18 protein-coding genes are annotated in these 19,301 nt (G+C 59.2%); 6 read left to right on the forward strand and 12 right to left on the reverse strand.

Annotation, left to right across the window (positions count from 1 at the left end):
- Positions 1-73 precede the first annotated feature (73 nt).
- The 8 genes from MRBLMR1_RS09545 to MRBLMR1_RS09580 form a co-directional block, all read right to left on the reverse strand.
- Entirely contained in the window at positions 74-994 is a 921-nt protein-coding gene (locus tag MRBLMR1_RS09545; protein WP_500064230.1) for a 2-hydroxyacid dehydrogenase, read from the reverse strand.
- Between the two features lie 102 nt (positions 995-1,096).
- Positions 1,097-2,143, reverse strand: coding sequence for an ABC transporter substrate-binding protein (locus MRBLMR1_RS09550; protein WP_148144769.1), 1,047 nt, complete (start codon positions 2,141-2,143; stop codon positions 1,097-1,099).
- A 3-nt stretch (positions 2,144-2,146) separates the two neighbouring features.
- Positions 2,147-3,316, reverse strand: coding sequence for an NAD(P)/FAD-dependent oxidoreductase (locus MRBLMR1_RS09555; protein ID WP_500064232.1), 1,170 nt, complete (start codon positions 3,314-3,316; stop codon positions 2,147-2,149).
- Positions 3,313-4,719, reverse strand: a complete 1,407-nt coding sequence (locus MRBLMR1_RS09560; protein ID WP_500064234.1) for an FAD-dependent oxidoreductase — start codon at positions 4,717-4,719, stop codon at positions 3,313-3,315. The genes MRBLMR1_RS09555 and MRBLMR1_RS09560 overlap by 4 nt, the downstream gene beginning before the upstream one ends.
- Complete coding sequence (locus MRBLMR1_RS09565) at positions 4,716-5,018, reverse strand: (2Fe-2S)-binding protein (RefSeq protein ID WP_500064236.1); 303 nt, start codon at positions 5,016-5,018, stop codon at positions 4,716-4,718. The genes MRBLMR1_RS09560 and MRBLMR1_RS09565 overlap by 4 nt, the downstream gene beginning before the upstream one ends.
- Before the next feature lie 6 nt (positions 5,019-5,024).
- Entirely contained in the window at positions 5,025-5,819 is a 795-nt protein-coding gene (locus MRBLMR1_RS09570) for an ABC transporter permease (RefSeq protein ID WP_500064238.1), read from the reverse strand.
- 11 nt (positions 5,820-5,830) lie between these two features.
- The gene (locus MRBLMR1_RS09575) at positions 5,831-6,685 is read right to left on the reverse strand and encodes an ABC transporter permease (RefSeq protein ID WP_500064240.1); all 855 of its coding nucleotides are present in this window, start codon (positions 6,683-6,685) and stop codon (positions 5,831-5,833) included.
- The gene (locus MRBLMR1_RS09580) at positions 6,682-7,749 is read right to left on the reverse strand and encodes an ABC transporter ATP-binding protein (RefSeq protein ID WP_500064242.1); all 1,068 of its coding nucleotides are present in this window, start codon (positions 7,747-7,749) and stop codon (positions 6,682-6,684) included. The genes MRBLMR1_RS09575 and MRBLMR1_RS09580 overlap by 4 nt, the downstream gene beginning before the upstream one ends.
- Positions 7,750-7,919: 170 nt before the next feature.
- On the opposite strand from MRBLMR1_RS09580, the gene MRBLMR1_RS09585 reads away from it, so the two are divergent.
- Positions 7,920-8,753: an IclR family transcriptional regulator gene (locus MRBLMR1_RS09585; RefSeq protein ID WP_500064245.1), complete on the forward strand. Its 834-nt coding sequence runs from the start codon at positions 7,920-7,922 to the stop codon at positions 8,751-8,753.
- A gap of 180 nt (positions 8,754-8,933) precedes the next feature.
- Here the strand turns inward: MRBLMR1_RS09585 and MRBLMR1_RS09590 are convergent, their stop codons facing one another.
- Positions 8,934-9,953 carry a LacI family DNA-binding transcriptional regulator gene (locus MRBLMR1_RS09590; protein WP_500064380.1) on the reverse strand — a complete coding sequence of 340 codons (1,020 nt, stop codon included), beginning with the start codon at positions 9,951-9,953 and terminating at the stop codon, positions 8,934-8,936.
- A 166-nt stretch (positions 9,954-10,119) separates the two neighbouring features.
- Between MRBLMR1_RS09590 and MRBLMR1_RS09595 the strand changes: the two genes are divergently transcribed.
- The 5 genes from MRBLMR1_RS09595 to MRBLMR1_RS09615 all read left to right on the forward strand — a co-directional run bounded on the left by MRBLMR1_RS09595 (position 10,120) and on the right by MRBLMR1_RS09615 (position 16,337).
- A complete protein-coding gene (locus tag MRBLMR1_RS09595) occupies positions 10,120-11,364 on the forward strand; it encodes an extracellular solute-binding protein (protein ID WP_148144722.1) in 1,245 nt (414 codons plus the stop codon).
- An 80-nt stretch (positions 11,365-11,444) separates the two neighbouring features.
- Complete coding sequence (locus tag MRBLMR1_RS09600; RefSeq protein ID WP_404945400.1) at positions 11,445-12,380, forward strand: carbohydrate ABC transporter permease; 936 nt, start codon at positions 11,445-11,447, stop codon at positions 12,378-12,380.
- A complete protein-coding gene (locus tag MRBLMR1_RS09605; protein ID WP_148144720.1) occupies positions 12,377-13,243 on the forward strand; it encodes a carbohydrate ABC transporter permease in 867 nt (288 codons plus the stop codon). The genes MRBLMR1_RS09600 and MRBLMR1_RS09605 overlap by 4 nt, the downstream gene beginning before the upstream one ends.
- A 28-nt stretch (positions 13,244-13,271) precedes the next feature.
- Positions 13,272-15,218, forward strand: coding sequence for a glycoside hydrolase family 127 protein (locus MRBLMR1_RS09610; RefSeq protein ID WP_500064251.1), 1,947 nt, complete (start codon positions 13,272-13,274; stop codon positions 15,216-15,218).
- Positions 15,219-15,227: 9 nt separating this feature from the next.
- Positions 15,228-16,337 carry an ABC transporter ATP-binding protein gene (locus MRBLMR1_RS09615; RefSeq protein ID WP_500064253.1) on the forward strand — a complete coding sequence of 370 codons (1,110 nt, stop codon included), beginning with the start codon at positions 15,228-15,230 and terminating at the stop codon, positions 16,335-16,337.
- 54 nt (positions 16,338-16,391) lie between these two features.
- Here the strand turns inward: MRBLMR1_RS09615 and MRBLMR1_RS09620 are convergent, their stop codons facing one another.
- Genes MRBLMR1_RS09620 through MRBLMR1_RS09630 form a run of 3 tightly spaced genes read right to left on the reverse strand, consistent with a single transcriptional unit; the run spans position 16,392 to position 19,235 of the window.
- Complete coding sequence (locus MRBLMR1_RS09620) at positions 16,392-17,459, reverse strand: ABC transporter ATP-binding protein (RefSeq protein ID WP_500064254.1); 1,068 nt, start codon at positions 17,457-17,459, stop codon at positions 16,392-16,394.
- A 4-nt stretch (positions 17,460-17,463) separates the two neighbouring features.
- Positions 17,464-18,294, reverse strand: a complete 831-nt coding sequence (locus tag MRBLMR1_RS09625) for a carbohydrate ABC transporter permease (protein WP_500064256.1) — start codon at positions 18,292-18,294, stop codon at positions 17,464-17,466.
- A gap of 5 nt (positions 18,295-18,299) precedes the next feature.
- Positions 18,300-19,235: a carbohydrate ABC transporter permease gene (locus tag MRBLMR1_RS09630; protein WP_500064258.1), complete on the reverse strand. Its 936-nt coding sequence runs from the start codon at positions 19,233-19,235 to the stop codon at positions 18,300-18,302.
- Positions 19,236-19,301 lie beyond the last annotated feature (66 nt).

Here is a 19,301-nt window from a genome sequence, read left to right on the forward strand (position 1 = left end):
TGATCTCTCGATACGGGCCGTGTGGGTTCCGTTCTGCTCTTATGAGAGCCCTGTCCGTATTGGTTGAGAGGAGCTAGTAACCGGCGGTTCGATCAACTTGACCTTCCGGAATCTCGCAATGCTTGATAGCTTGGATCGCGCGCAGAACATGCGCCGTGCCGGCGGCGGGATCGACCCAACTGGCAATGTGCGGCGTCACAGTAACCCTCTCTTCGCCCCAAAAAGGGTGGTCTGCAGCCAATGGCTCCTTGCAGAATACGTCGAGCATGGCGCCACAGATCTGGCCGCTGCTCAACGCTCTCAGCAGGTCCTCCTCGACCAACTGTTCTCCACGCCCGGCATTTATGACGTAGGCACCTTGCCTCAACGCTGTGAATGTTTCCCGATTGAGGATGCCAATCGTTTGTTCGGTATGCGGAAGAAGACTGATCAAGATATCGGTCTCAGCCAGGAAGGACTTAAGACCACCCGCTCCGCCAAAAACGTCTAAACCTTCAACCGGCCGCCCGCTTCGGTTCCAGCCGCGAACCCTGTATCCCATCGCCGCCAGCGCCCGGGCGCTAGCCTTGCCGAGGCCGCCCATGCCCATGATGCCGATCTGCGGATTTGATAGATCGAGTTTCTGCCAAATCTTTGCAGCCTGGTTCGCACGCATCTCTTCCATACGGCGATGATGGTTGAGCACCGCCATGACGACGTATTGCACCATGCCATCTGTGATCGATTTGTCGACCATGCGTACGATCGGCAAATGTAGCGGGATCGTGTCGTCGCTCAGGAGATGATCGACGCCCGCCCCCAGCGAGAACACCGCCTTGAGATTGGGGTAACGCGCAATCTCTCCGGCGCCCGGTGCCCAACAGAGCACATAGTCAACCTCTTCCAGCGGCCCCGTTTCGGGCCAGGCATGGACGACAAGATCGGGTGCTTGACTGGCGAATGCCTGCTGCCAGGGAGCCGTCGGGGCGTTTTTTCTGATGATGACGAGGCTCACGCGGCACTCCACAAGCGCATTCAAAAAAGACGCCGGAAAGCGCGATCGGGATGCAAAGCTCCCGCAGAGTTTTCCGGCGACATGAAGGTCAGGACGAACGGCTCATTGTTCGATCATCTTGTTCCAGCGGCTGTTCCATTCGGCGCGCTTGGCATTGATCGCATCCCAATCAAGAACGACGGCAGTCTTCATGTAGGTCTGGAATGCATCAAGCTTCACCTTGCCTTCCGGCGTCGAGGCAACAGCTTTCGGGTTGGACGGGTAGACATCGCCCGCATCGAGCGCCGCGGACTGCGCATCGGCCGACAGCAGATAGGCTGCAAGCTTCTGCGTCAGTTCCGGCTCGTTGTTCTTGGCGATCGTGCAGGCCGTGTACATCAGCACCACGGAGCCTTCCTTCGGCTGAGCGTATTCGACCGGAATACTCTGGGCCTTGAGTGTGCTGACCGCCGTCGGGGTCAGCGGGAAGATGGCCGCTTCGCCTGCTTGGGTCATTTCGGAAATCTTCGCCGAGCTCGGAATATATTCGAGCACGTTCTTGCCGATCGTCTCGCCGAACTTCGTGAAGCCCGGTTCGACATTGGTTTCGTCACCGCCCTGGATGCGGTTGAACATCAGGAAGGCGTGCAGGCCGAAGGACGAGGCGGATGCCGACTGGAAGACCACCTTGTCGGCAAATTTCGGATCGGCAAAATCCATCCAAGAGGTCGGGGCGGCCCAGCCGTTATCGGCAAACAGCTTGGTGTTATAGGCGATCCCGGTCATGCCCATGTTGACACCGACGGCCATGTCGTCCTTCATCCGGGCTGCCTTGTCAACTTCGGCAAGCTCCGGGCTTTCCTTGAGTTTTTCGCAAAGGCCGAGGCCGATGGCGCGATACATGATGCCATCGTCGAGGAACATCAGGTTCATCTGCGGCGCATCCTTTGCAGCGGTCGCCTTGGCGAGAATATCGCTGGATGTGCCCGGCACGACGACAATCTTCACGTCATTGGCCTTTTCGAAGGCCGGGAAGACAGCCTGGGTGAACGTGCGTTCCAGATTGCCGCCGTTCATCCCGACATAAAGGGTTTTGGTTTCGGCATGGGCCGAACCGGCAACGGTCAGGCATGCGATGCTGGCGGCGAGTGCCGCATGGATGGATTTCATCATTCACGTTCCCCTTGATTGAGGGCTCTGCGGTGGAGCGCCGGCGCCCGAGCCCTTGGCGGCGTCGACGAAGAAGCGAGTGATCGAAAAGGCATCGATCGGTGTGGTCGTCTTACCCGTGGTAATCAGCTCGGCGATGACTTCGCCGACACCCGGCGCGATCTGGAAACCAGCACCGGAAAAACCGAAGGCATGGATCAGCCCGGATGTAGTGCCGCTTTGACCGATCACCGGGTTCTTGTCCGGCATCGTCCCTTCCGTTCCCGACCAGAACCGGATTGCATGGGCATGTTTCAGCGACGGGAAAAGCCGCGCTGCGCGTTGCATCACTGTCGTGACGCCGACATCCGTCGGGCGGGAAAAATCGGCATTGTCCGCGCGGGCAACTCCCCGCTGGCCGCCGATAACGCAATTGCCGCGCTCTACCTGCCGAGCATAGACCTCGCCGCCCTCTACGCCGGTATTGACGGTCATGAACACTTTCATCGGCTCGGTGACGATCATCGACGGATAGATCCGGCCGAGCGGCACGCCCTCCCCGAAAATGTCGGCAAACGGCCCCGCCCAGGCACCGGCGGCATTGACCAGATGCGTAGCGCGGATAGCCGGTACACCCTGCGCCTCGACGAGAAACCCTTCGGCTTCCTTCGAAACGCCAAGCACCGGCGTCTGTTCGTAAATTTCGGCGCCCGCCCGCCTTGCGGCGGCGGCAAAGCCGGCAGACACGAGACGCGGATTGGCTTGTCCGTCATCGGCGGAAAACGAAGCGCCAACCGCAATGTTACGATCGATCCAGGAAAACCGCTCGGCAAGCGCATTGGAGCCAAGCAGTTCAAGCTTCAGGTCAGTCGCTGCGGCGGCCCTAGCATAGGCTTCGAGCGAAGCCATCTCCGCCTCGTTGCGGGCAAGTTTCAGCTGCCCGGTGCGACGAAACTCGCCATCGATGCCGATCAACTGCCTGAGCTGCGGCCAGATCGCATGAGCGCGCTGCGCCAGCGGCAATTGCTCGATTGGCCGGCCCTGGCGGCGCACGCCGCCGTAATTGACGCCGCTCGCCTGCGCGCCACAGAACCCGCGTTCCAGCAAGGCAACCGACAGGCCCATCTGCCTCAAAGCCAGCGCTGCGGAACAACCGACCAGACCGCCACCGATGATCGCAACATCGACCTTCATTCCGCAGCCTCCCCAGTGATTGAGGGCGCGATCGCGGAGTAGGACATGGGCAGCGGCTTGACCGGCGCCTGTCCGCGCAGGCGACCTACGGCCGAAATAGGCCGGCCGGTCGAGGCGGCGAGCAGTTCGGCAGCAGCCGAACCGCAGACACGGCCCTGGCAACGTCCCATGCCGACCCGGCTTACCGCCTTCAGCCTGTTCATCTCGACAATGCCGAAATGGTCGGTGACGTCACGAATGGCCGAAACATCGATCTCCTCGCAACGACAGACCATCGTGTCGCCCGGAAGGTCGGCGATCCAGTGCGACGGGAAAGGAAAGGATTGTTCGAGAATGGTGCGGAAAGCAAAGATCCTGCGCAGTTCTTTTTCAAGCACGCCTGCCCGACGCGGATCGACGGCAAGGCCGCGGTCTTCGATCAACGATAGCGCTGCCCTCTCACCGGACATCTCCGCGGCATCGGCGCCGGCAATGCCGGAACCGTCACCTGCAAGGTAGACACCGGCAACACTGGAGCGGCGAGCGGCATCCGTCTGCGGCAGGAAAACACGATCCCGTTCACTGAAGGCGAACTGGCAGCCGGCAAGATCGGCAAGCTGCGTTTCCGGCTTCAGCCCGAGCCCGAAACCCGCGCCGTCGCAGGCAAGATGCCGGCGTTTGCCGCGCACTTCGAAGGACACGCCCTCGACCCGGCTCGTTCCTTCGAAGCGAAGCTTGTTGATTCCGTAATGGAAGGCGACGCCCTTCATCATCATCTCGGCAACGAAGCGCGTGCCGCGCAGCACGATGGCGGGGAAGCCCGACAAGGCCTTCGTCATCGCCATCTGCGCAGTAAATGGCGCGGCATCCAGCACCGCCGCCACCTTTACGCCGGCCTTCATATATTGCCAGGCAACGAGATAGAGCAGCGGCCCCGTGCCGGCAAAGACGACGCGCGAACCGATGACGCAGCCCTGTGCCTTCAAGGCGATCTGCGAACCACCAAGCGAAAACACGCCGGGCAAGGTCCAGCCAGGAACTGGCAGAATGCGGTCCATTGCCCCGGTGGCAAGGATCAGCCCATCATGGGCGAGCCGGCGATGCCCGCCATTCGTCGCCACATCGGCAATGCCGTCCGACAGGTTCCAGACCAGCGTGTTGGGCAGATAATCGATCTTGCCCTGCAGCCCGGCGAATTCTCCATGCAGCCGCTCGGCTTTGGGCGCTTCCGAGCCATACCGCGCTTTAGCATCGCGACCATCCGGCACGAGAGGCTGGCGATAGATCTGTCCACCACAGGCCGGCGCTTCGTCGACGACGATCGGCCGAATCCCCACCGCAACAAGTGTGGCTGCGGCACGGATACCGGCCGGGCCGGCTCCGACGATGAGAGGTTGGGCACGATCTTTTACAGCGCCACTCATGCGGCCTCTCCCGCCCCAGTGATCGCTTGGGTCATCACTTGCATGCCCTCCGCAAGCGGAGTGGAACAGGCACGCACCCGTTCACCGCTCGTGAGTGTGACCCAGCAATCCTGGCAGGCCGACATCTGGCAGAAACCGGCCCGCGGCTCATGGCTGAAATCGCTGGGCCTGAGCCGTTCGTCCACGGTGAGGATGGCGCTGAGCAGCGTGTCACCGCGCCGTCCCTCGCAAGGTTTGCCGTTCAGCGAGAAACTGATCGGAACTTCATTCTGTCGCGCAACGCGATGCAGGAGCGGCATTTTCGTTCACTTCTGCCCGACAAGAATACGGTCCAGTCCGAACGCCCGGTCGAGCACGAGCATGGCGATACCGGTCAGGGCGATCATCAGCGCGGAAACGGCTGCCATCATCGGATCGATGGATTCCGTCGCGTACATGTACATCCTGACCGGCAACGTGACGGTCTGGGGTGAGGTGACGAAGATCGACATGGTCAATTCGTCGAAACTGTTGATGAAGGCGAGCAGCCAACCGCCGGTAATGCCGGGCAGGATCATCGGCACGGTAATCCGCCGGAACACCGTGAGCGGCCCGGCCCCGAGCGTCAGTGCCGCCTGTTCAGCATTGCGGTCGATGCCTGTGAGCGCCGCCATCACCAGCCGCAGCACATAGGGCGTGACGACAACGACATGGCTTGCCACCAGCCACCCAAAGCTGCCCGTTGCGCCGATCAGCGTGAATAGCCTCAAAAGAGCGACTCCGAGAACCAAATGCGGAATGATCAGCGGCGACAGGAACAGGCCATTGAGAAAACCGCGTCCCGGAAACTCGTAGCGGGAGATCGCGATGCCGGCCGGAAGCGAGATCAGCACGGCGATCGTTGCCGCGAGCGTTGCCAGCCACAAGCTATTGTAGAAGGATGCCATGAAGTCCGGATGGACAAACACGGCCTTGAACCACCGCAGCGAAAACTCGGTCGTCGGGATGGTGAGCGTGCTGTCGGGCGTGAAAGCGACCAGACAGATGATCACCAGAGGCGCCAGCATGAAGCATACGACGAGCGTGTGAAAGATGAGGGCGCTTGGTCCGTTGCGATCCATATTCCGCCCCCTCAGCCCAGAACCTTGCGCGCCTTGGCTTCGATCATCCGGTTGTAGGCCAGCATGATCAGAAGGTTGGCGACAAGAACGATGAAAGCGATGGCAGCGCCGAGCGGCCAGTTCAGCTCGTGCATGTATTCGTCATAGACGACGGTCGCCGCCATTTTCAGCCGCCGCCCGCCGAGCAGGCCAGGAATGGCGAAAGAGCTTGCCGAAAGGCCGAAAACGATCAGGCTGCCGGAAAGGATCCCGAGCGAAATCTGCGGCAGGATGATCCGTCGCACTGCAGTAAAGCGCGAAGCGCCAAGCGACCATGCGGCCGGTTCAAGCCCAGGATCGAGCTTCTGGATCGCCGTCCAGACCGGGATGATCATGAACGGCAGCATCACATGCACCAGCGCGATCACGATCGCTGCCTCGCTGTAGAGAATGCGAACCGGGCCAAGACCGAGCATGATGCTGGCTTTGGAGATCAACCCCGTCGAACCGAGCAGCATGCTCCAGCCGAAGGAGCGCACAACGACCGAAACCAGCAGCGGACCTATGATGACGAGCAGGAAGATCGACCGCCACGGGTTCCACATCCGAGACAGGATATAGGCTTCCGGCACACCGATCACGATGCACAGAACCGTCGTAATCAGGGCGATCCTCAGCGTCCGCAAGAAGATCGAGAGGAAATAGGGATCGGAGAGAACCGTCGTGTAGTTCGACAGCGTGTAGCTGTCGAGCACACCTATATTGAAATCATAGGCATGAAAGGAAAGCACCGCGGTCAGCGTCAGCGGCAGAACCACCATGCCGAGGAAGAAGATCAGGCCGGGGAAAGACAGGAACCACGGCGTCGAGGATGTCTGCGCCGTCATGCGTCAATCCTCGAAGTCTCCTGCGTCCGGGCCGAGACACGCGCGCTTTCCGGCGACCAAGAGAGCCCAACGGGCTGCCCCTGGGATGCAGGCAATGAGCCATCCGTATTCGGCCAGGAAACGATGATCTGGCCGACCGCCGTATCGACGTTGAACAGCCAGTGGCTGCCGAAAAAGAACCTTGCACTGACCACTCCGTGCAGATGCCCCTGGCCCGCGGGTACGATGGTAATCCGCTCGGGGCGAAGCGACAGGATGGCCGGCTCGCCCTCTGTGGCGGGACAGTCGGTTGCTGGCAAGATGACACCGGACGCGTGGATGCCCAGCTTGAGCGCGATACCAGGAATGTTGTTCATCTTGCCGATGAAAGAGGAGATGAATTCCGTCGCTGGATGATCATAGACCGCCGCCGGCACATCGGCTTGAGTCATCTTTCCGTGTTCCATGACCACCACCCGGTCACTAATCGACAGCGCCTCGCCCTGGTCGTGGGTTACCATGATCGTCGTCGTGCCGACCGTCTGCTGAATGCGCCGAAGCTCGAACTGCATTTCCTCGCGCAGCTTGGCATCCAGATTGGACAATGGCTCATCGAGCAGCAGCACCGGCGGTTCGATGACAAGGGCACGAGCGATTGCGACGCGCTGCCGCTGACCGCCGGAAAGCTGGCGCGGATAACGATCGGCAAATTGGTCGAGTTTGACCAGCGCCAGCGCTTCGGCCACCCGCCGATCGCGCTCGGCCCTGCCGACCTTGCGCATTTCCAGCCCGAAACTGACATTCTGCGCCACCGTCATATGCGGAAAGAGCGCATAGGTCTGGAATACGATGCCGAGCCCGCGGCGGTTCGGTTTCTCGCGGGTGATCTCGCGCCCGTCGAGCATGACCGAGCCGGCCGATGGTTCGGCGAGGCCTGCAATCATCTGCAGCGTCGTGGTCTTGCCGCAGCCGGAAGGCCCCAGAAGCGATACGAATTCGCCCTTGCTGACTTCCAGATTGACCGCATCGACAGCGGTGAAATTGCCATAGATTTTCGACAGCGAATTGAGCGTCAGAAAGCTCATGTCCACTCCAGTTGCGCCAGTTTTCGCGCTTTCTCTAATTTCGTTCCCAGGCGAAGGAGACAGTAGAAAACTGCCTATGGTCAATGAAAAATTCCAATTAGGAAAATTATCATTGAAATATTTCATTATATGAAATTTATGGAAGATCAGCCCAATCCGGATTACATTTAATGGATGAAGACACTCGCCAGATCTCAAGCGCAAGGCGCACGCTGATCATCCTAAAGGCGCTTGGCGCGGCAGATGCCGCCGGGGTGCGGCTGATAGATGTGGCAAAGGAAGTGGGTTGCAACCAGCCGACAGCCCATCGCGCCATGCAGGATCTGGTCGCCGAAGGGTTCGTCGAACAGGTGTCCGGCGGCAAACGCTACCGCCTCAGTCTCGAATTTTTCGTGCTGGCGGCCCGCGCCGGACGCTCCGACGGATTGCGCGAACTGGCCAGACCGGCACTGCTTCGCCTGTCGTCAACCCTGACGGACACGATCTTCCTGCTCGTGCGAAGCGGTTATGATGCGGTCTGCCTGGACCGTGTCGAAGGCCCCTTCCCGATCCGCTCCTTCACCGGCGACATCGGCGGCAAGGTGCCGCTCGGCATCGGCCAAGGCAGCACCGCCATTCTCGCCAACCTGCCGGACGCGGAAAGAGAAGCCGTTATCCGGTTCAATATGCCGCGTCTGCTCGATCGCAGCCATCTCGACGAGGCAAGCTTCCGACTTCTTCTCGCCAATGCCCGCGAACAGGGTTTCGTCAGCTTTAATGCGGGTCTCATTCCGGGCATGGCGGGCGTCGCCGTTCCCGTCTGCGACGCAAACGGTACGGTGGTCGCGGCCTTGAGCGTCGGTACGCTTGCCGAACGCGCCGAAGGCGAGAGATTGCAGGCGATGGTGGATATTCTCTCGGCCGAGGCTCGCGAACTCGGTCGCCGGATCAATCCATTCGACCCAGCCCTGCGCTCACCGTCACGTAGCCTGAGCTATGTCCAGGCGCAGAACCGACTTCGGTAGTTGGACTTGTTTCGCGACATTGCCCCTAGCGATAGAGTTAAGTCGGCTTCGACAGAGCTCTCCTGTTCAGATCATGTAAAACGTAACATGGCTTGAGGCCTGACACGAGCGCCCCGAGCAGTTCGCGCCAATTATATCAGTGACGGCTTTTTGCCGTTTCTTGGGCTTCGGCGAAGCCCGCTAGTATTCATTCGCCTTGTTCGCCGTTGAGAGCCGTTCGACTAATCGGCAGGGCAAGCGGCGGGTTCCAGGTTCAATAGCCTCACCTCTGGTAATGCTCAGCATGGCCAAGCCCGCCTGCCGGCCAAGTTCCATGAGTTCCATGTCGACAGTGGTCAAGGGCGGCCGGGTTTGCCGCGAAATGACCTCCCAATTATCGAAGCCGACGACGGATATGTCCCTCGGCACAAGAATACCACGATCACGCAGAGCATCGATGACGCCTCTGGCGATCTCGTCGTTGCCGCAGAAGATACCGCCGGGCAATTGGTCTCCGTCTGAAACCAGCCAGGCGATTGCCTCATGTCCCCACTCCTCAGACCAGTCCCCGAACATCGGTTCGCGACAGGCTTCGGCAAAATTGCAATAGGCGGCTGCACGCAGTCTGGCAGCCAGATAGTCTTTCGGACCGGTGATATGAAGGATGCGCGAGCAGCCGGACTTCCTCAAGCGCTCCATCGCCAGGCGTGCGCCATGTTCATCGTCAGGCACGAAACTGACGCTCCCCGGAGGACCTTCTGCGAAGGCGTATATCACTGGAATAGGTAGCGCCAGAAGCTCCCGAGGCTGCTCAAGATCCAGTCGCGTTGCGGTGAAGATAATGCCATCGACCTGCTTGTCGAGAAGCGCCTGAAGATGAAGCTGTGCAAGACGCGGATCGTTGTTGGTGGCGCAGAGGAAAACGGAAACACCCTGATCGACCAGAACTTCCGAGACCCCTGCCCCCATGGGAAGTGTGAGCCGCCCGTATGTATCATTGGTCAGCATGCCGATCGTGGAACTGCGCTTGCTCTGCAGGCTTCGCGCCAGCGCATTGGGCCTGAAGCCGATTTCCTGAGCAATCCTGTTGATGCGTTCGCTTGTTTCAGCGTTGACACGGCCAACACCGTTCAGTGCGTTTGAGGCCGTGGACAAGCTGACACCAGCCGCCTTCGCGACATCGCGCAGTGTTCGTTTTCGATGAGAAATAGGCTTTAACATTCCGCAAGAATGATCTTGCAAAAACGATTTCTCAAGCGTTTTCAGACGTGCAAAAACGTTTTTGCAAAAATCGAATTCAAAATTGTCGACAGGCAAAAAAATCCGCCCTACCGTTTGTTCACGTCCATCGGGAAACTGCGACGAACAATAGAAAAAGGGAACCGTGATGCATAAAGCTAGCCTTGCGCTCGCAGCAATTACGTTTGCTGCGACAACCTCTTTTGCTGCCGCCGAGGAAGTCAATCTCTGGGTTCGCACCTCGTCCGGCGCTGTCTTGCAGTCGCTTGCCGAGCAGTACAACGCCAAGCACGATGACAAGATCATCGTCACCCAGATCACGGCGGAACAGATGGTGCCAAAGCTCGGCGCCGCCATCGCCGGCGGATCACCGCCGGAAGGCGCGGTTCTGGATCTGATCTACCTGCCGACATTTGCCGCCAACGAGAGCCTCGAAGACATTACTGACTTCGTGAAGGGGCTGCCTTATGCAAACGCGCTAAGCCCGTCTCATGTTCGTTTAGCCACCTATGATGACAAGATCTACGGCGTCCCTGCCTTGCCTGACGCGTCGATCATCGCTTGGAATATCGACCTTTTCGAAAAAGCAGGCCTTGATCCTAACAAGGCGCCAGCTTCTCTGACGGAAATTGCGGAAGACGCGAAAAAGGTTCGCGCACTCGGATCCGATACCTACGGATTCTATTTCGTCGCGAATTCCGGAAGCTGGCTGATCTACGATTTCCTGCCCCACCTCTGGGCGGCCGGCGCGGATATTCTCAGCCAGGACGGCCGTGAGGCGACGGTCGATACACCTGCCATGCGGGAAACGATCGCGGCCTATCGCGACATGTGGACGGCTGGCGCCATTCATCCGACATCGCGCTCCGGCAACGGCAACAACGCGGTGGAGGCATTTGCCTCCGGAAAAGTCGGCGTGCTGATGACCGGCTCCTACATCGTCAATCTTCTGACGGCCAAATATCCGGATGTTAAATTCAACGTTGCTCCCATTCCCGGACCGAAGGATGGCGCTTCCAGCTTTGCCGGTGGTGACACGCTGGCACTGATTGCCGGCATCAGCGAGGAAAAGAAGAAGGTTCTGCTCGACTTCGTCAATTTCTACATGCAGCCGGAACAGCAGGTTTTCATCACCAAGGAATCCGGCATGCCATCGCGCACCGATCTCGCAGCGGATGCCTATGCGCAGTTCGACAAGCGAAACCTTGTTTCCTACGAGATCCTGACGAAGGCACGCACGCCTTATACCTTCTCCTCCGATGAGCTTTTCGTCAGCCGGACCGGCCCTTTCCTGAACCTTGTCCAGTCGAGCATCTTCGATGGCAATGTGGATGCAGCCATCTCGAAGGCGCAGGATGACTTTACCAAGATTCTCGAGCGGACAAATCCCTGACGCATGAGCGAGCAGGCAGCCGAAATCTGCCTGCTCCTCCATCAGCATCGATAGCCTGATAGAATGACGACGAGGATTGAATGGTAGAGACCACACTGCCGAGCGCGGTCGCGCGCCCTGTCTCAGCCTTCGGCGGCAGCCGCGAACCGCATGGCTGGCTGGGCCTGTTTTTCATCGCGCCAAGTATGGTGTTCATCATCGGATTGTTCGTCATCCCGCTTTTGATGACCGTATGGATGAGCTTCTATCACTGGCCGCTTCTGGGGCGGAAAAAGTTCATCGGCCTGGAAAACTACGCGGAACTTCTGGGCGACAGCCAACTCTGGTCCTCACTGGGATTTACCCTTCTCTACACGCTGCTGGTTACCGCAGCGATCATGGCAGTGGCTTTTCCGCTCGCTTTGCTGGTCGACCGCCCGCTCCGTAGCGCCGGTTTTTTCCGCACGATCTATTTCATGCCCGTCGTCATCGGCTTCGGTGCCGCCTCGACGCTTTGGACATGGTTGCTCAACCCTGACAACGGCGTTTTTTCCCGCCTTTTTCTCAGCCTCGGCGTTGTTGATGCATCACCTCGGCCGCTCGATAGTTTTTGGCCGGCGCTCGCCGTTATTATTCTGATGGTCGTGTGGAAGACAGCAGGTTTCACCATGGTCATCCTGCTCACCGGATTGCAGAGCATACCCGCCGAGGTCATCGAGGCTGCCAAGATCGACGGCGCCAGTGTCTTCAGCCGCTTTCGCCGCATCACCCTGCCTCTGATGCGCAACTCGCTGCTTCTGGCACTGATCCTCAACATCACATCCTCGATGCTCGCTTTCGATCAGTTCTTCATCATCACCCAGGGCGGCCCCGGCAACAGCACGATCTCCGCCGTCTTCTCCATATACCTGGCATCCTTCTCGTCCTATCGGCTGGGTTACGGATCCGCCCTCTCCTTCGCACTGCTGGTGGTTCTCGTTGCCATCAGCTCCATCCAGCTCAGCTTCATGCGCCACCGCCCGGAGGAAGGCCGATGACACATGCGAATGTTGCAGCCGGCAGGCCGTTTTCGGAGCGAATCGGACACGTCACCTTCCTTCTGGTATCCCTGCTTTTGGCAATCATCTTCCTGATGCCGATTGTCTGGTCCGTGGCCAATTCCTTCAAACCGGCGGCGGAAGCGCTCGCCAATCCAGTCGCGCTTTTCTCGAAGGCCTTTTCGCTGGAGAATTATCGGCGGCTGGAAGATGTCGGCGCCGGCTGGCAGATCTATGCAATGAATTCGCTGCTGATCGCGGCCGGCACGATCATCCTCACCATACTGGTGTCGGTGCCTGCCGGTTACGGTTTCTCGAAATTCCGCTTTCCGGGTCAATCTCTGATCTTCGTTCTGGTCATGGCCACGATGATGATCCCGTTCCAGTCCATCCTGACCCCGCTGTTTCTCATCCTGAAGTTTTTAGGTCTGCAGAACAGCTTGTTCGGACTGGTCCTCGTTTACACGACATTCCAGTTGCCATTTTCGATCTTCATGATGCGCAACGCCTTTGATGCGATCCCCGCCGCGCTGGTGGAAGCGGCACGCATCGACGGTGCCTCGCAATGGACGCTGCTGCGGCGCATCCTGATGCCATTGGCACTGCCCGGTGTCGCAACCGTTGCGATGTTCGCCTTCCTCAATTCCTGGAACGAGTTCCTCGCAGCGCTGATCTTCATCTCGGATCAGAACAAGTTCACCCTGCCGATCATGCTCGTGAACGTGTCCTCCGGCATCTATGGGATCATCGATTGGGGAGCACTGCAGGCTGGCATCACCGTCACCATGATCCCCTGCATCCTGCTCTTCCTCGCCCTTCAACGCTACTACGTGCGCGGCCTCACCGCCGGCGCCGTCAAATAAGCCGCAGAACACTGCAAAAGGAGCTTTTATGTCGTCCTCCCTGAAGAAGCCGACTAACGCCGCCGCACGCCATTTCGACAGGCTCGTACCGATCGAGCATCACCGCGTGGCTTTTCCGGACGGGTTCTGGAAAAGCTGGTCGGAGACCGTTCGGAAGACCACCATCCCGACGCAGCATAAGCGGCTTGAGGAGGAAGGTTTTCTCGAAGTGCTGGACTTCGACAAGCCACCGGCACCGCTTGCGCGCCCGATCCAGCCAAGCGGGCTTTCGATGCAGCATTTCTTCGATTCCGATTTCGGCAAGTGGATCGAGGCCGCGAGCTACACCCTGAAAAACGCCCCTAATGCCGAACTCGAAGCACAGATCGACGCGATCGTCGAAAAGCTCGAACAGGGGCAAATGGAAGACGGCTATCTCAACAGCTGGTTCATTCGCCGCGAGCCTGACAAGCGCTGGACCAATCTGCGCGACCTGCACGAAATGTATTCGATGGGCCATCTGCTGGAAGGTGCCGTCGCCTATTACGAGGCGACCGGCAAGCACCGCTTCCTCGACGTGATGATCCACGCCGTAGATCACATCGACGCGACCTTCGGCTCGGAGCCGGGCAAGCTGCGCGGCTATGACGCCCATGAGGAAATCGAGCTGGCTCTGGTCAAGCTCTATCGGATCACAAAAGATCCCCGGCACCTTAAGCTTGCGGCCTATTTCATCGACGAGCGCGGCCAGATACCATCCTACTATGACGAGGAAGCACGGCTTCGCGGTGAGAATCCGGCTGATTATGTCTACAAGACCTACGCCTACAGCCAGGCACATCGGCCGGTGCGCGAGCAGTCGCAGGTCGTCGGTCACGCGGTGCGGGCCATGTATCTGTTCTCGGCCATGACCGATCTCGCCCATGAAAACGACGACCCGACCCTGAAACAGGCCTGCGACCGGCTTTTCGACAATCTCACGAGCCGCCAGCTCTATGTGACGGGCGGGCTTGGGCCATCCGCCTCCAATGAAGGCTTTACCCGCGAATACGACCTGCCGAACGAAACCGCCTATGCGGAAACCTGCGCCGCGGTAGCGCTCGGATTCTGGAGCCATCGCATGGCCCAGATCGATCTCGACGCAAAATTCACCGATGCGTTGGAGACGGTGCTCTTCAACGGCGCGCTTTCCGGCATATCCCGCGATGGCGAGCATTATTTCTATGAAAACGTGCTGGAAAGCCATGGTCAGCACCGCCGCTGGAAGTGGCATTATTGCCCTTGCTGCCCGACCAATATCGCCCGCATGATCACCTCGCTCGGCCAATATTTCTATTCAGGCAAGGCCGAGGAACTCGCGGTTCATCTCTACGGCGCAAACACGGCCGAACTGGATCTTGGAAATACCTATCTTCGCCTGAAACAAGAAACTCTCTATCCCTGGGATGGCGATGTCAGGATCCAGCTTGGCCTATCCCGGCAAGCGGACTTTACTATCAGGTTTCGTATCCCCGGTTGGTGCCGCAGTTGGACAATCAGCATCAACGGCGTGACCCTTGATGCCGACGGCATTGTCGAAAAAGGGTATGCGACGATCCGCCGATCCTGGGCGGATGGCGATGAAATCAGGCTGTCCTTCGACATGCCGGTCGAGCGGCTTTACGCCCATCCGGCAGTGGGCGAAGATGCGGACCGGGTTGCACTGAAGCGCGGGCCTGTCGTCTATTGCGTCGAAGAAACGGATATCGGCATGGAGCCGCAACGGCTTCGCCTGTCCGCTTCCGGCACGATCGAAGCACGGTTCGATCCGGAGCTACTCGGTGGTGCAGTCGTGCTGGAGGGTGAGGCCATGGAAGCGCAGGTGGAGGATTGGAAGGCAGGGCTGTATCGCAACAGCCCCGCCGCCTTCAGGCCGCGGCGCTTCAAGGCCATTCCTTATCATCTCTGGGCCAATCGTGACGCAGGCGCGATGCAGGTCTGGCTGGCGGAACGATAGGAGAAACACATGGCGCGTCTGGAACTTCGCAATGTCACCAAATCCTACGGTATCTATGAGGCCGTCCGTGGCATCGACCTGAATATAAAGGACAAGGAATTCGTCGTCTTCGTCGGGCCTTCTGGATGCGGCAAGTCGACCACGCTCCGGATGATCGCCGGGCTTGAACATATAAGCGGCGGCGAGATCGTCATCGACGATCAGGTCGTCAACCGTCTTGGGCCAGGTAAGCGCGATATCGCCATGGTGTTTCAGAACTATGCGCTCTATCCGCATATGACGGTTCGTGACAACATCGCCTTTTGCCTCGAACAACAGCGCCTGTCGAAAGGCGAGATCGACAAGCGGATCGCGCAGGCTGCCGAGACGCTCCATATCACCGAACTTCTGGAGCGACGGCCGGGCCAGCTGTCCGGCGGCCAGAGGCAGCGCGTCGCAATGGGCCGCGCCATCGTCCGAGATCCGAAGGTTTTTCTCTTCGATGAGCCTCTGTCCAATCTCGACGCAAAATTGCGGGTGAAAATGAGGACGGAGATCAAACGGCTGCACAATCTGCTGCCGACGACGACCGTTTACGTGACGCATGACCAGATCGAAGCCATGACCATGGCCGACCGGGTCGTGGTGATGAACAAGGGGCTGGTAGAGCAACAGGGCGTGCCGCAGGAACTCTATTTCAACCCGGTGAGCAAATTCGTTGCCGGTTTCATCGGATCGCCATCGATGAATTTTCTGCCCGCGAAACTCGTTACGGAGGGAACAGGCCTCTTTGTGGAGTTGAAGGACAGAACCCGTCTTGCCATTCCGGAAGCCAGGAGATCCCGGTTCGCTTCCGCCGGCGGAAAAGACGTCACGTTCGGTATTCGCCCCGAAGCCATTTCCGGCAGCCAGGAGCGGCCCGGCTGGGTACCTTTCCATGCCAATGTCGAACTGGTCGAACCGCTTGGGTCGACCAACATGGTCTATTTCAACGTTGCCGGAGACATATGTTGCGCCAGCCTCGATAGTGAAATTCCGGTTACAGCCGGAGCAATGCTGCCGGTCTCCATCAACATGAACCAGATGCATCTCTTTGATCTCGAAACGGAACACTCGCTGCTTTGCGGGAAAGCGGCATAGGTTCAAGTGGCAGCGGACAGGGAAAATTCCGTACCCGCTGCCACTGACCAAGCGCTATTGGCGCGAAACGCACCGCTCCCCATTTTCGTCGAAGACATGCAGATGTTGCGGCGGGAAACTGACATGAACCATAGGACCCGCCGAGAGCGCGGCACGATCAAGCGTAAACACCTTGAAGGCCAGACCGTGCAGCGACAGGTGCAGGATGATGCCGAAGCCGGTCGGCTCGACAAGATCGACGCTCGCCGCCATGCCGGCGCCCTCCACGCCCATCACCACGTGCTCGGGCCGGACGCCAACCGTCACTCCTGCGCCATCGTCAAGCGATAGCGGCGCCGGGAGGGCAACCACGGTTCCATCCTTCAGCGTCACATTGCCGTTGGAATAGATCGCGTCGAGAAAGTTCATGCCCGGCGAGCCTATGAAACCGGCAACAAAGAGGTTGGCGGGACGGTCATACAGCTCCAGCGGAGCCCCCACCTGCTGGACCACCCCGCCATGCATGGCAACGATCCGGTCCGCCAAAGTCATCGCCTCGATCTGGTCGTGGGTGACATAGATCGATGTGGCCTTGAGGTCGCCATGCATTTTCTTGATTTCGGCACGCATCTGCTCACGCAGGCGGGCATCGAGGTTCGACAAGGGTTCGTCGAACAGGAAGGCCTTCGGTTGGCGCACGATGGCGCGGCCCATGGCGACGCGCTGACGCTGACCACCGGAGAGTGCCTTCGGTCGGCGGTCGAGCAGCGGATCGAGCCCGAGTTTGGATGCGGCACTGGCAACAGCAGCAGCGATCTTTTCCTTGGCCGTTTTACGGAGCTTCAGGCTGTAGCTCATGTTGCCGGCGACGTTCATATGCGGATAGAGCGCATAGGACTGAAACACCATGGCGATGTCACGGTCCTTCGGATGCAGCTCGTTGACGCGCTTGCCGTCGATGCGCATCTCACCACCGGTGACGCCTTCGAGCCCTGCGATCATGCGCAGCAGCGTTGACTTGCCGCAGCCGGACGGGCCGACCAGCACGACGAACTCGCCGTCCTTGATCTGCAAATCGATGTCGTGCAGCACCTGCACATGGCCATAAGCCTTCTTGACGTTCTGGATATCGATCGAAGCCATAAGATTACCCCTTGACCGCGCCGGCCGTCAGGCCCTGGACGAGGTAGCGCTGGATGAGCAGGAAGAAGAGAGCAGCCGGGATGAGCGCGAGCACGCCCGCCGCCATCATCTGCCCGAAATCCACCGAGAATTTGGAAACGAAGGTCAACAACCCGACCGGGAAGGTCGCGGCATTGTTGCCGTTGATCAGCATCAGCGCGAACAGAAGCTCGCTCCATGCGGCGGTGAAGACGAAACCGAGCGTCGCGGCAATGCCGGGGAGCGTCAGCGGCAGGATGATTTCCCGAAACGCCGTGAATTTCGTGGCGCCGTCGATCATCGCCGCTTCTTCGAGATCCTTTGGGATACCGTCGAAGAAGGACTGCATCAGAAAGGTCGCGAAGGGCACGTTGAAGGCGGTGTATACGACGATCAAGCCTGTCAGGCTGTTGGTGAGACCGAGTGGCGTGAGGATCTTGAAGATCGGGGCCACCAGCATGACCAGCGGAAACATCTGCGTCAGCAGCATCAGCGCCACGATCCAGTATTTGGCGCGAAAATTGAAACGGGAGAGCGCATAACCGGACAGTGACGCGCAAATCGTGACGATTATCGCCGTCAAGCCGGAGACGATCAGGCTGTTCTTGAAAAAGGTCGGAAAGGCGCTGTGCTGCAGCACGAAGGAATAATGTTCCCACGTGGTCCGCGACGGCCACATGCGCACGCCTTCGGAATAAAGCAGGTCATTGGGCGTAACCGAGACCTTCAGCAGCCAGAACAGCGGAAAGAGTGCGAAGACGATATAACCGAGTAGCGCCAGACGATGCGCGATGGTCGGAAGAAGCGACGTTTTCATGGCCCTCACCCCTTGTTCAGCAATGTCTGCCGCAGCAGGATGATCAGCATCGAATAGGCCAGAAGCAGCACGAGCAGCACCAGCGCAATGGCCGAGGCATAACCGAAATCGAGCGCCTTGAAGGCCTGGGTGAAGATGTAGCTCGCGACGATCTGGGTGCGGTCGGCAGGTCCGCCGCCGGTCATGACGACGATCAGATCGGCGAAGTTGGAAATCCACACGGTGCGCAGCAGAACGGTGATGGCGATGGTCGGCGCCAGGAATGGCAGCGTGATCGACCAGAAACGCTGGAACCATGTGGCGCCATCGATGGAGGCGGCTTCATAAAGATCGCGCGGGATCGATTGAAGGGCTGCCAGAAGCGTGATGGCGAAGAACGGAATGCCCCACCAGACATTGGCGATGATCGGACCCCACATCGCATATTGCGGATCGGACAGGATATTTCCCGGCTGACTCATCAGGCCGAGATCGAACAACCAGTGCGGGATCGGCCCGATCACGGGATTGAACAGCCACGCCCAGTTGAGACCTGCGAGAAAGGATGGCACCGCCCAGGGCAGAAACACCAGTGCTTGAACCAGACCACGGCCCATGAACGGCTTGTCGAGCAGAAGTGCCAGAATGAGGCCGAATGTGAATTGGAAGAACACGGAGGCGCCCGTCCACCACAGCGTGTTTTTCAACGCCGTATAAAACGCCCTGTCCTTCGACAGCGTCTCGAAATGTTCGAGCCCGATGAACCCGCCGGAAAACGGATTGAGCAGCTGGATATCGCGAAACGCGTAGGAAATGCCGATGACAAGCGGCACCAGCATGACGACGATAATGAGGATCAGCGCCGGCGCGCTGTAGAGATAAGGCTCCGAGGCATCGGCAAGGCGCTTTTGCCACGGCATGCGATCCTGGCGACGGTCATAGACGTCGGCGGTCATGGACATCAGACAGTTTCCCGTTTGCGGCGCAGGGTTTGCGCCGTCATTGCATGAAGGAAGGCGGGGCTGGCG

The sequence above is a fragment of the Neorhizobium sp. LMR1-1-1.1 genome (assembly GCF_040675795.1).
GTDB lineage: Bacteria > Pseudomonadota > Alphaproteobacteria > Rhizobiales > Rhizobiaceae > Neorhizobium > Neorhizobium cellulosilyticum.